9 protein-coding genes are annotated in these 12582 nt (G+C 66.5%); 3 read left to right on the top strand and 6 right to left on the bottom strand.

Features of this window, described 5'->3' with window-relative positions:
* The first annotated feature begins 75 nt into the window (after window positions 1-75).
* Both FM113_RS10285 and FM113_RS10280 read left to right on the top strand, forming a co-directional pair.
* The gene (locus FM113_RS10285) at window positions 76-648 is read left to right on the top strand and encodes a copper chaperone PCu(A)C (protein WP_087014306.1); all 573 of its coding nucleotides are present in this window, start codon (window positions 76-78) and stop codon (window positions 646-648) included.
* A gap of 8 nt (window positions 649-656) precedes the next feature.
* Entirely contained in the window at window positions 657-2114 is a 1458-nt protein-coding gene (locus FM113_RS10280) for a PepSY domain-containing protein (RefSeq protein ID WP_087014305.1), read from the top strand.
* A gap of 465 nt (window positions 2115-2579) precedes the next feature.
* Here the strand turns inward: FM113_RS10280 and FM113_RS10275 are convergent, their stop codons facing one another.
* On the bottom strand, window positions 2580-3863 hold the full coding sequence (locus tag FM113_RS10275; protein ID WP_087014407.1) for an NtaA/DmoA family FMN-dependent monooxygenase: 1284 nt from the start codon (window positions 3861-3863) through the stop codon (window positions 2580-2582).
* 41 nt (window positions 3864-3904) lie between these two features.
* On the bottom strand, window positions 3905-4567 hold the full coding sequence (locus FM113_RS10270) for a TetR family transcriptional regulator (RefSeq protein WP_217895994.1): 663 nt from the start codon (window positions 4565-4567) through the stop codon (window positions 3905-3907).
* A gap of 174 nt (window positions 4568-4741) precedes the next feature.
* Here FM113_RS10270 and FM113_RS10265 point away from each other — a divergent pair, with 174 nt between their 5' ends.
* Window positions 4742-6178, top strand: coding sequence for an MDR family MFS transporter (locus FM113_RS10265; protein ID WP_254908958.1), 1437 nt, complete (start codon window positions 4742-4744; stop codon window positions 6176-6178).
* Here the strand turns inward: FM113_RS10265 and FM113_RS10260 are convergent.
* The 4 genes from FM113_RS10260 to FM113_RS10245 all read right to left on the bottom strand — a co-directional run bounded on the left by FM113_RS10260 (window position 6144) and on the right by FM113_RS10245 (window position 12541).
* Complete coding sequence (locus FM113_RS10260; protein WP_087014301.1) at window positions 6144-6797, bottom strand: TetR/AcrR family transcriptional regulator; 654 nt, start codon at window positions 6795-6797, stop codon at window positions 6144-6146. The two genes, FM113_RS10265 and FM113_RS10260, sit on opposite strands and share 35 nt — an antisense overlap.
* An 11-nt stretch (window positions 6798-6808) precedes the next feature.
* Window positions 6809-8995, bottom strand: coding sequence for a YhgE/Pip domain-containing protein (locus FM113_RS10255; RefSeq protein ID WP_087014299.1), 2187 nt, complete (start codon window positions 8993-8995; stop codon window positions 6809-6811).
* The gene (locus FM113_RS10250; RefSeq protein WP_087014297.1) at window positions 8992-11649 is read right to left on the bottom strand and encodes a YhgE/Pip domain-containing protein; all 2658 of its coding nucleotides are present in this window, start codon (window positions 11647-11649) and stop codon (window positions 8992-8994) included. Before FM113_RS10250 ends, FM113_RS10255 begins: the two co-directional genes overlap by 4 nt.
* 67 nt (window positions 11650-11716) lie before the next feature.
* Window positions 11717-12541, bottom strand: a complete 825-nt coding sequence (locus FM113_RS10245) for an ABC transporter ATP-binding protein (RefSeq protein WP_087014295.1) — start codon at window positions 12539-12541, stop codon at window positions 11717-11719.
* Between the last annotated feature and the right edge of the window lie 41 nt (window positions 12542-12582).

Below are 12582 nucleotides of genomic sequence, written 5' to 3'. Positions count from 1 at the left end.
CCGCAGCGGGGCGTTTGCCTGCGCCCATTTCTGTCGCAGCGCTGCGCACATGACCGCCTGAAAGGCGACAACTCAATGAAGAACACGTTTTCACGCACAATACCTCTGACCGCGGCCCTCGGCGTCGCGCTGCTCGCGATCGCAGGCTGCGCTCCAGGGGGAGGACCGAATTCCGCAACGGGAAGTACCGTTGCGGTGCAGAGCGCCGCAAAATCCGTGACGCTGACCGACGCCTGGATCAAGTCCGCGGCGGCCGGTGACATGACCGGCGCATTCGGGGTACTTCAGAACACCACGGCTAGCAATGTGACCGTCGTCGCGGTCCGCTCGCAGGCCGCCCACCTGATTGAGCTCCATGAGACCGTCCCGAACGAGTCGGGACAGATGGTCATGCGCGAGGTCGAGGGAGGTTTCGTGATCCCCGCCAATGGTCGCTTCGACCTCGAACCGGGTGGCAACCACTTTATGTTGATGGACCTGCCCGCGGCTCTCACCGCCGGTGAGGAACTCGTCCTGACGCTCGAGTTCGCGGACGGATCGACGTCCGAGATCACCGCACTCGTGAAGGATTACACGGGCGCGAACGAGAATTACGAGAGTGGTGACGGGGACACCTCGGAACCCGCCGACGAGCACAGTGAGCACTGAGTCGCGCCATGACCACGACACAGTCTGTACCCGCCCCGGGCCCCGCCCCCGCGGCCGCGCCGTCCGTTGCCCCAAAGTCCGCGAAGCCCCAGCGTGGTTGGTTCGCCCAGCTCCTGCTGCGGCTCCACTTCTACGCTGGCGTATTCGTCGGCCCGTTCATCCTGGTCGCAGCGGTTTCGGGCGGGTTGTACGCGCTCACGCCGACAATCGAGCAGGTCGTCTACGCCGAGACGCTTCGCGCACCCGCGAGTGACACTCAACTGTCGCTCGGGGACCAGATCCGAGCGGCGCAGCAGTACGCCGGAGACGACGCGGCACTCACGCTTGTGCGGCCCGCGGCGGAATCTGGACGCACCACCCGTGTGTTGTTCGCCGACCCCTCGCTTGATGCGGGGGTGTCCCGAGCGGTATTCGTCGACCCCGCAACCGGGGAGATTCGCGGGGATCTGCCCAGCTACAGTTCAAACGAGGAGCTTCCGTTCCGCACCTGGGTCTCGGGCCTGCACCGCACGCTCCACCTCGGGGAGGTCGGTCGGATCTACAGCGAGCTTGCGGCCTCCTGGCTGGGCATCATCGCACTCGCCGGATTCGGGCTCTGGCTCGTGCGAATCCGGAAGTCGCGGACGAAGAAGGACTTCGTTCGTCCCAACCGGAAGTACCGCGGATACAGGAAATCGCTGAGCTGGCACACCTCGATCGGGGCGTGGGTCCTGCTCGGGGCGCTGTTCCTCTCGGTCACAGGGATCACGTGGTCGCAGTTCGCCGGGGGCAACGTTGGTGTCGTGCGTACGGCCCTGGGCGGGACCACACCCCGGGTAGACACGAGCCTGGACGGGAACGCACCCGCGGCCGACGAACACGCCGGTCACGGTGCGCCAGCGACCGCGCCAAGCGGTGAGGCGAACCCCGACACCTTTGACGCGATGCTCGCGATTGGGCAGCGCATCAACGTGAATGCGAGTCAGGTCCAGATCGAGCCGCCCTCCGCCCCTGGACAGGCGTGGGTCGTCAAGGAGATCAAGTCGAACTTCCCCACGGAAGCCGACGCGGTGGCGATCAACGGCAGCACGATGGAGGTTGTAGATCGCGTGGACTTCCGCGGATTCTCACTGCTGGCGAAGCTCACGCGGTGGGGGATCGACCTCCACATGGGCGTGATGTTTGGGTTTGTCAACCAGCTCGTGCTGTTCCTCGTCGCCGTGGGGATCGCCTGGCTCGTGGTTCTGGGATACCTGATGTGGTGGCGACGCCGACCCACGCGAACCTCAGCACTCGAGTTCGCAAAGCCGCCGCGTCGCGGCACGCTGCGTGGTGCCCCCTGGTGGGGGATCGGGCTTGTGCTGCTCGGGGCAATTGGCATCGGCGTGATGCTCCCACTTGTCGGGTGGACGCTCGCCGGGTTCGTGGTTGTTGATACGGTCGTGGGCTGGGTGCAGCAGCGCCGGGCCGTAGCGAACGCGCGATAGGCGGGCCGGGGTGCAGGGGTTGTCCCTGTGCCCCGGTGGGGCGCGCTGGTGCTCCTGAACGTCTCAGTGCCTTAGCGCCTCACTCTGAACACGGAGATTCTCGATTCCGCAGGAGATTTTTGGCCGATTGGGCGACTTGGGCGTGAATCTCCGTGTTTTCGGTGCGAGCGGCTGCCGGGGCGCCGGGGATGCAGAGGGCCTTAAGAGCGCGCGGGCTTGGCCAAGTAATGTCGTAGCCGAGCGCGGTACTGGCCAGGCTGAGTATGTGAGAGGTTGGGTGCGGTGGGTGCGGTGCGGTGCGGTGCGGTGCGATGCGTCCGGGTGGCCCGCGCTCATCGCGGAGATTCACGATCCTGCAGGAGATTCTCGATTCCGCAGGAGATTTTCGGCCGATTGGGTGATTTGGGCGTGAATCTCCGTGTTTTCGGTGCGGGCGGCGGGCAGTAGGCAAGGGGCGGGCGCGAGTCAGGCCCGTAGTTGATCGCGGAGCGTGGGGCCCGCGTAGCTCGAGCGGAACACCCCGCGCCGCTGCAGTTCGGGAACCACGCCTGAGACGAAGTCCTCGAAGGAGGAGTGGTAGAGCGCCGGGAACACGATGAACCCGTCCGCGGCTTCGCTGCGGAACAGGTGTTCGAGCTCATCCGCGATCGCTGCTGGGGTGCCAACAATTTGGGGGTGGAGCTGGTTCATTGCCTGCTCGCGGGCGAGATCAGCGACGGTGAAGCCGCGCCGCTCGCTCACAGCGCGGAGCATGTCTTCGAAACCGGTGCTGCCGGTGGCCCCGCGGTGCGCGTCGAGCAGCGCGACCGCGGATCCCTCGGGGTCGAGCGTGTTTGCGTGCAGGAGCCTGGCGAGTTTAGTGAGCGCTTCGGGCAGGTCGATGGCGGCCTGCAGCTCTGCGAGCTTTGCCTGGGCCGCGGCGTCGGTGCCGCCGACGATCGGCTGGATGCCCTGAAGTACCCGAACCGAGTCCGGATCGCGGCCGTAGTCGATGCGGGCTCGGTCGCGGAGTTCGGTGCGCATGGCGCGCATTTCTTCGGGGGAATCGCTGATCGCGAAGACTATTTCTGCCCACCGCGCGGCGAAGTCGCGGCCGCGAGACGACGACCCCGCCTGCATGAGTACGGGCTCGCCCTGCGGACTCCGCGGCAGGGTGATCGGGCCGCGAGACCGCAGCCCCTCGGGGATGCGGTGGACGCGTTCTGGGTCCGCAAACTCACCGCTCACGCGATCGTGGACAAGCGCGCCGGGTGCCCACGAACGCCAGAGCTCGCGCACAGTCTCCACCACGGTGTCGGCGTGGTCATACCGTTCTGCGGGTGAGGCGATCCGAGGCTGTCCCATGTTGCGTGCTTCAGCATCCGTCGTGGAGGTCACGATGTTCCACGCGACCCGGCCTCCGGAGAGGTGGTCCGCGGAGAGGAGCTGCCGGGCGATCGCGTACGGCGGCACGAAACTCGTGGACACTGTGGCGCCGAGGCCAAGATGTGTCGTCGCGCCGGCAACGTGAGAGATGAGCGTGATCGGGTCGAAATAGATGCTGCCCTTGCCCGCGGTGCGGAGGGTCGTCGCGTACTCACCGTGCCGGTCCTCCGGGACGGCCAGCGCGTCGGCGAAGAAGATCATGTCGAAGCAGCCGCGCTCCAGGGTGCGCGCGAGGTCGGTGAAAAAGGCGCCGCTCAACCAGTCGGTGCGAGAGAGCGGGTGTCGCCAGTTCTCCGCATACTGGCTCGTGGGTGGGTTCACCATGGCGACAAGGTTGAGCTGAGTGCCTGGGGTGCGGCCCGCGCTCACGCGGTGCCCCCGCAGAATGCGCGCCGCAGCGCAGCGCGTGTGGCGCGATGGCTCTCGGTCGGGGTTTCCGCGCCTGGTGCTTCGGCCTGTGCGGACCACCGGATCCAGCCGTGCCGCCAAGCGGTGATGCCCACTTCAGTGAGCAAGGTGAGTTCCGCAAGCGAGACCTCGGGGAAGACCCCTGTGAGGCGCTCGGCCATGCGTTCGGCGATCTCGGCGTCCTGCGCCGCCCCGTAGGCGCGCAGTTCTGGCTCGGAGTGGAGAAGCGCCGAGACGCGGCGGTGAACGGTCAGCTCGGGGTCGCCCTCAAAGGACAGGACCTGGTCACCGACCGCGTCGATGATGGCGACGATATCGGCGGGGTCGGCGGGGTCGGCGGAGCCGGGCTGGGGGAGGGGGATCTCGGCGAGTGCGTCGAGGTAGCGGCGGTGCCCGGGGAGCACGGCCTGCTCCTTGCACGAGAAGTAGCGGAAAAATGTGCGGCGTGAGATCCCGGCGTCGGCGGCGATCTGCGCGGTGGTCATGCGGTGGAGGCCGTCGCGCTCCGCAAGTGCGAGCGCCGCAAGGTGAATGCGCCTGTGCGTCTCACGGTAGTGGCGTTCCCGCACACCCTCCGTGCCCGGGGAGCCGGTGGGTGGGGCGTCGGATTGTTCGGGCACGGCACTCCTTGGATTGCGGGTCTCGATACTCACGAATCTATCTGATGTGCGGGGCCACTTACGAAATTGTGGCACAGTGTGCCATGATGTACGTCTGATGAATGCCCCCGATGTGAAAGCGACCCCGCTGCAGTGACTCCTTCCCCCTCCGCCCATACCGCCCCGACTCCCGTTGTGCCCGAGGCTGATGAGTCGCCCGCACAGTCGCCTCTCAGCGCCAAAGCAATCACCGCGGCCATCGCGATCCTCGCGGTGTCCGCGTTTGTGATGATCCTGAACGAGACTGTGCTCAGCGTCGCCCTCCCGCAGCTTATGCGCGAATTTGAGGTGAGTGCCACAACCGTGCAGTGGCTCACCACGGGATTCCTGCTGACGATGGCGGTGGTGATCCCAACAACGGGCTTCCTGCTGCAGCGCTTCACCCTGCGTCGCCTGTTCCTCGTCGCGATCTCCCTCTTCCTCGTTGGCACCGTGCTTGCGACCGTCGCCCCCAGTTTCGCTGTGGTGCTTGTCGCCCGGGTGCTGCAAGCCGCCGGCACCGCGATGGTGATGCCGCTGCTCATGACCACAACTCTGACGCTCGTCCAGCCAATGCACCGCGGCACCGTCATGGGGTTGAACTCGATTGTCATCTCGGTGGGTCCCGCAGTGGGGCCGACCCTCTCCGGGATCGTGATCGAGGCGTTCAACTGGCGCTGGGTATTCGGCTTCATGGTGCCGATCGCGGTGGCGGCGCTGCTGATCGGGGCCACGCTGATGCCCCGGATCGGCGGTGGCGGCCGCGCGGCTCTTGATCTCCCCTCCGTGGTGCTCAGCCTGCTCGGCTTCGGCGGCCTGGTCACCGCTACGTCGACGGTGTCGGATCTCGCGAACGGATCCCTCGTGCCGCTTGTCGCCGGCGTCGTCGGTATTGGGGGACTCGTGTGGTTTGTGATCCGCCAACGGTCCCTGGTCGCGCGTGGATCAGGGCGCGCGCTGCTCGATCTCTCGCCCTTCACGCAGCGCAGCTTTACGCTCTCAGTGGTGCTGGTGATGGTCGCTATGGGGACCATGCTCGGGACCGTCATCGTGCTGCCGATGTTTGCGCAGTCTGTGCTGGGGCTGAGTGTGCTCGCCACCGGGCTGATGCTGCTGCCTGGCGGCGTGACGCAGGGGCTGCTCTCGCCGTTTGTCGGGCGGCTCTACGACGCAGTGGGGCCGCTGCCGCTTGTTGTCCCCGGCACGATTCTGCTTGCGGCCGCGGAGTGGTGGATGGTGACAATCGACGCGGGGACCACCGTGCCCACGATCATCGCCATGCACGTGCTGTTCTCGATCGGGATGTCGCTCGTGCTCACCCCGATGCTGACCCACGCGCTGAGCGGGGTGCCGGTGCGCCTGTACGGCCACGGCAGCGCGATCGTCAACGCGCTTCAGCAGCTGGCCGGAGCCATCGGAATTGCCGCGATGGTCGGCGGGCTCGCCTGGGGTGCGGCGATGAGCGGCGTTGCGGGCCCCGCGGGTGAGGCCGCCGGGGTGCGAACGGCGTTTGTGGTCGCCGGGATTATCGCCCTGATCGGTGTGGCGTGCGCTCCGTTTATCGGTCGGCGCTCAACACCTCAGGGTGCGTAGCGAGCAATTCACCTTGTTCCTGCCAGGAGAGCCCCACGATGCTGAGGATCACCTTGACTGCGGTCTCGGCCCCAGCGGTCTCGGCGACGCGCCGCTCGCGGAGCGTCGCCCGGGCAGTCTCCTCGATGAGGAATGCCAGGAGCTCAGGGGTCATGTCGCGGCGGAACGCGCCGGATCCGACACCCTGCTGGGTGAGCACAGTGAGGCGCTGGCGCAGCGGCTCGAGGGCCTGGGCAGTGGCGTCTGCGTATGCGTCCTGCGCGGAGATGTGCGCCGAGGCGCGCACCGCCTGGGCGGCGTTCCACAGCCGGGCCGCAAGCTGCGCGAGGGCCACACGGGGATCATCATCTGACGCGGCGGTTGCGATCTCGCGAAATTGGCGTGCGCCGACGGCGATGACCTCGTGGAGCAGCGCGTCCCGGTCGGGGAAGTGGCCGTAGAGCGCGCGCCGTGTGAGTCCTGCCGCCTGTGCGATCGCGTCGAGCGAGGCCGTCGGTTGTTCGGCGAGAGCGGCTTGCGCCGCCCACAGCAGGGTCTCCCGGTTCGCGGTTGCGTCGCGCCGCCGCGAACCGGGCAGGAGATTCGTGGCCGGGCGTTCCCGGGCGAATTGGGCTGACATGCGGCTCCGTCCTACATCAACTTGCTCGACTCGAGGGCTTCCATGAGCCCCCGATTGAAGGAAATGAGAGGGCGGCGCAGCACCAGACCGAGCAGGAGCGCCGGAAGTGCGAACAGTGCGAGCGTACCGAGGGCCACCCAGTAGTCAGCTGCATAGATGCCTGCGACAGCGGCGCGCAGTGCGTCGATGGCGTAGGTAGCTGGGAGGAACGGGCTGATGTTCTGGAACCAGACGGGCAGCAGCTGCAGCGGGTAGGCCCCGCCGGATCCGGAGATCTGGATCACCAGCAGCAGCACCGCGAGCGCCTTGCCCGCGTTTCCGAACGCCACGACGAAGGTGTAGATGATCAGTGTGAACACCAGGGAGATGACCCAGCCCGCAAGGATCATGAGGAGTGGGTGCGCTGGCTCGATTTGCACGAACAGCACAAGTCCAGCGGTCACCAGCGTGCTCTGGGCGAGGCCAACGAGGGCAAAGATCCCGTAGCGGCCCAGATACTTCTGCGTGGGGGAGAGTTCCGGTTCGCCGGGCAGCATTTCCGGTGTGACGTCCACACGAATCGTGACGGTCATCAGGAGCGCGCCGACCCAGAGCGCGAGTACCGTGTAGAGCGGCGCCATGCCGGCCCCGAAGCCCGCGATCGGGAACACGGCGGTGCGGTCGACCCGGAGTGGCTCGGCGAGCGATGTCGCGAGCACACCGGGGTCCGAGCCGATGATCTCGGCGACCTCCGAGAGGTCGCCCGTGTCCGCCGCCTTTGCGAGCGCGCGTTGTAGCTCGCCGAACGTGTCAGCGGTCTTGTTGAGTGAGGAGGAGAGCTTCTGCGTCGCCTCGCTTGCGCTGCTCAGCACGGACCGTACCGAATCGCCAGCGCCGGAGAGGCGTGACGCCGCCCCCGAGAGGTCTCCGCGGATCTTCGCGATATCGGCGCTCACCACGTCGAGGGTGCCTGCGAGCTGATCGAGCTGCGGCTTCAGCCCGTTCGCGTAGGCGTTCTGGGCGTCGGCGACCGCGGCCTTCGCCCCCGCGATCGCGTCGGCGATGCCCTGGCGTGACTGCTGCGAGGACGCGCTGCCGTCGGTAATATCTTGCGCCGCCTGGGTGAGGCGGTCGCGCACGCCTTCCTGGCGTGAAATCGCGTCATCGAGTCGGCTGAGGACCCGGGTGAGTTCGGCCTGGGACGCCTCGGGGAGCGCGGGTGCGACGTCGGCGGCGAGGCGATCCCGCAGCGATGTGGTCTGGTCGATCTGCTGCTGGACGCCGTCCGCGAGTGACCGGAGCAGCTGCGCCTGGCTCGCGCCGGTGGCATCCGCGCTGGCAAACAGCTCGTCGATTCGCGCCCCCACCGCGTCGTAGCTTCCGGCGGTAGCCGCAAGTGCCGAGCTCAGCGCTTCGGTGGCGCCCTGCAGCGTAGCCTTGAGCTCTTCGGCTGCGGCGGCCCCGCTCCCCACAGCTGCGGAGGTGTCGGAGAACGCGCCGCCCGCGGTGGAGACGAGCGATTCTGCGCTGTCGACGAGTGGCAGGCCGGAATCCACGAGTGTCGTGAGTGTATCGGCGGTGCGGGCGCTGGCCCGAAGCTGGGTGCCGATATTGCTGACGCGCGATTCGACGCGGGCGAGCGCGGCCTGAGTCTGATCGTCGGTGAGGTAGTCGGACACCGAAGTGATGAGGCCGAGCGCCACATCTCCGAGGGTTACCGTGAAGGCCTCGCTGATCTGCGCAGACACCCCCTCGGCCCCCTGCTCCGTGATCTTGGGGGCGAGCGCGTTTTTCTTCTCGTTTGTGTAAAAGTCGATGCTTGTGCGATCCGCGCCGTCGGCGTAAAACGTCATCATGTCAGTGCTGAACGAGGGCGGGAGCACGATGGACGCGTAGTAGGCGCCGGAACGGGTGCCGTCGATCGCGTCCTCTTCGGAGGTGATGACCCAGTCGAGCTGCTCATTTGCGCGCAACTCGGAGAGCACCTGCTCACCGACGTTGAGCGTGATCGGCATCAGCTCGCTCTGGTAGCCGGTGTCCGCGCTCGCCACGGCGACCTTCAGGCGGCTGGTGTTCGCGAAGGGATCCCAGCTCGCGATCACGTTGAACCAGGTGAACAGGGACGGGATGATGACCAGACCGAAGATCACGATCGACGCCATGACGTTGCGCGTGGCGTGCCGCACATCGCGGCGGGTCAGTCGCAGGATCGCGCTCATGCGTGCGGCCCTCCCATCGAGGTATCGGTGCGGCGCAAAACGAGTGTGGGTGCATCAGGATCAGGATCGGGATCAGGATCCGGCACAGCGGACTGCCCCGCTTCGTCCGCTTCGTGGAGCTCGGTGCGTTCAGTGAGCATTGCGGTGCGGAGCTCGGAGTCCTCGAGGTTCCCGACCTCCTGCGCGCTTGCGAAGCTCTGCCGGATGTACTCGATCACCACGAGGAATCCCATGATGAGCAGGCACCAGAACACCCACACCCCGAGCAGCGGGGCCTTGCCTCCGGGCAGCGCCCACGCGATGATCGCGAGGGCACCGAGCCCGACGGCACCCGTGATGAGCGTGCCTCGGAGCAGCGCGGGATAGTGCTGGGTGAACGGCTTGGCACGGCGCTCCAGATCCGCGCGGTACTCGCTGCGGTTGCGGAGCGCATGGATCACGTCGGGCAAACGGTACCCGGAACCCACGACCTGGACCTTTTCGCCGATCAGGAGATCCGTCGCCGCGATCTCGCGGTTGAAGAGCCTGTTGAAATTCGCGAGGCGGCGCCGCAGGATCATCCCGAGGAAAAACGCGACGGTCCCCATGAGTGCCAGGACACCCACGAAGCGCCAGTAGTGGCCGCCGTAGAAGCCGGCGATCGTCTCCCGCATCGCGTCGATGCCGTAGGAGAAGGGGAGGAGCGGGTAGATCGTCCGGAAGAAGCCGGGCATGAGTTCGATCGGGTAGAGCCCCGAAGCGCCGGGGATCTGCATGATGATCAGCAGCACACAGAGGCCGCGGCCGATATGGCCAAACGCGACCGACAGTGCATAGATGATGCTGACGTATACAAGCGCGGTGAAGAGTCCGGTCCCCACGTAGGCGAGCGCGCTTGCTGTTTGAATGCCAATCACGAGATTGCCGAGGCAGACGATAAGCGCCTGCAGCATCGCGAGCGTTCCGAGCAGCATGAACCGCCCCAGGTATGCCTGGCGCACGGTGAGGCCGGGAATCCCTTCGGTGTCGACTTCGACCTTAAAGATCACCATCAGCACAAACGCGCCGATCCACAGTGACAGGTTTGTGAAAAGCGCCGCCATCGCTGAGCCGTAGTTCTCGATCGGGAACACGACCTTCTCGTCAACAGTCACGGGTGACGCGATGAACTGCGCGATCTGTTCGGGGTCGAGGCCGGTCACAGTCTGGAGTGTGTTCCACTCCGATGCCGAGCCGAGGGCGAGGACGTCGGCACGGGCGTTCTTCACTCCCGTCGCGATGTTCGAGAGGTCAGAATCGAAGTTTCCGACAGCCGCCGAGGTAGACACAAGCTGGGTGTCGAGACCGCGGAGGAGCTCGTCTGCCTGGGTGAGGGTCGCCTGCTGTGCCCCGATCGCCGCTCCGAAGGCGCCGGCGCTCGACGACAGCTGAGACATTGCGGCGTTGACGGCCGGCACGGTGTTCGTGATGATCGAGCGCATGTCACCAGCGGCACCGGCGGTGCCCTGCATCGCGTCGTTCAGTGCGCCGCTCGCGTTCCGGATCGACTGGGCGGCGTCGGCGGCGCTCGTGTTCAGAGCCGTGAGGTCTTGCAGTGTGGTCTGATGGGCGGCGTTTTGGGCCTGCAGCCCGTCGAGTGCTGCCTGCAACGGGGCGGTCGTCTCCGGGCTGAGCCCCGAAGTCGCGAGCAGCGCCTGGAGCTGCGTGATCGTGGCCTCGTTCGCCTCAACGACCGCGGTGACGGCGGTGATCGATGAATCGACGCGGGATCCGACCTGGTCCAAGCCGTGAGTGAGCTCGGTGACGGAGGTGTGCGCGGACGCGGTGGCGTCGGCGAGCAGGGTGGTGCCGGTCAGGTATGCCGAGCTTGCGGCATCCGTGAATGTGACGACCTGCTGCTGGGTCTCGACGATGATCGACTGGGCTTGCGCGACGGCGACTTTCACGTCCGCGAGGGTGGTATCCAGATCCGCAAGGGTTGTGCGAGCCGAGCCGAGCCCTGCGCGGGAGTCCTCGATGCCCTCCTGGAGTGTGGCGATGCTCGCGCGGGCCTCGCTCAGCTCCTTCGTGGTCCGGTCGAAGGCGTTCAGCGAGTTCGTCCGGGCGTTCAGGAGCTTGAGCTCAACCGAATCGCCCGCGCCCTTCACCGCCTCGGTGGCGGCCTCGGCCACCTGCTCCTTGAAGGCGGTGGTGATCTGCGCGTCGAGAGTGGAGGCACCCACGTCGGTGATCTTCGGCGCGATCGCGCTTGCCTTCTCGTTCACGAAGTACTTGAGCGCCGGCTGTGTGAACTCGCCGGTCGTCATGCTGAGGAGATCTTCGCTGAAGTCCGCGGGGATCACGATGGCTGCGTAGGCGTCACCGCGCTTCACGGCGGTGTGCGCGGCAGCCTCCTCCATGAACTTCCAGCCCAGCTGGTCGTTCTCACGAAGCTGCTCAACGACCTGCTCGCCGATGTTGACCTCGCCGGTCAGTTCGGAGTCGGCTCCCTCGTCGAGGTTCGCCACCGCGATGGTGATGTTCGCCGTGTTGGCGTAGGGATCCCAGAACGCGTTGATGTTGAACCAGGCGTAGAGCGCGGGCGTGACGAGGATGCCGATGACGATGACCCACGTCTTGCGAACGCGGACCAGCCTCATGACGTCCCGTTTGAATACCTGCCAGCTGTGTCTCACACAACGACTGTAATAACTTGCACACCAGTGTGCAAGTTAAGTGGGAAATGTCGTGCTTGTTGTTCGCTCAGGGCTGCGCGTGCAATGCCGCGGTCCCGAGTGGCACCACCATTGGACTCCCGGCCACCGGATCCGGCACCACGAGGCACTCGAGGTCGAACACCTCGCGCACCAGCTCCGCTGTAACGATTTCGTGTGGCGGCCCCTCGGCGACCACCCGGCCGTCCTTCATCGCGATGATGTGCGTGGCATATCGGGCGGCGTGGTTCAGGTCGTGCAGCACCGCCACGAGCGTGCGCCCCTCGCCGTGCAAGCGGCGAAACAGCTCGAGCAGCTCGATCTGGTGGGCGATGTCGAGGAACGTGGTGGGCTCGTCGAGGAGCAGGAGCGGCGTCTCCTGCGCGAGTGCCATCGCGACCCACACGCGCTGCCGTTGCCCGCCGGACAACTCGTCAATCAGCCGCGTCGAGAGGTCCGTTGTGTTCGTGGCGGCCAGAGCCGCCGCAACCGCGCGGGCATCGTCAGGAGACCACTGCCGGATCAACCCTTGGTGCGGATACCTGCCACGGGAGACGAGATCCGCGACCACGATTCCATCGGGGGCGAGTGAAGACTGGGGGAGCAGCCCCACGCTTCGGGCAAACGCCTTCGCCGGCATCGCGTGAACGGCGCGGCCATCAAGGATAACGTGGCCTGCGCTCGGACGAAGCAACCGGGCGAGCGCGCGCAGCAGCGTGGACTTGCCGCAGGCGTTGGGCCCCACGATCACGGTGAACGAATCGTCGGGGACCGCAACGTTGAGGTGCTCTGAGATGACCCGCTTGTCGTAGGCGAGCGTGACGTCGGTGCTGTGCAAGCGCGACGTGAGGTCAACGGGGGTCAGGGGATGCATGGGCAGGCTTTCCGGGAGGTGGTGGGGTGGGGTGAGTGGCT

Origin of the sequence: Leucobacter sp. 7(1), from assembly GCF_900163635.1 — a bacterium.
Lineage (GTDB): Bacteria > Actinomycetota > Actinomycetes > Actinomycetales > Microbacteriaceae > Leucobacter.
This window is presented reverse-complemented; position numbering and strand designations above follow the sequence as displayed.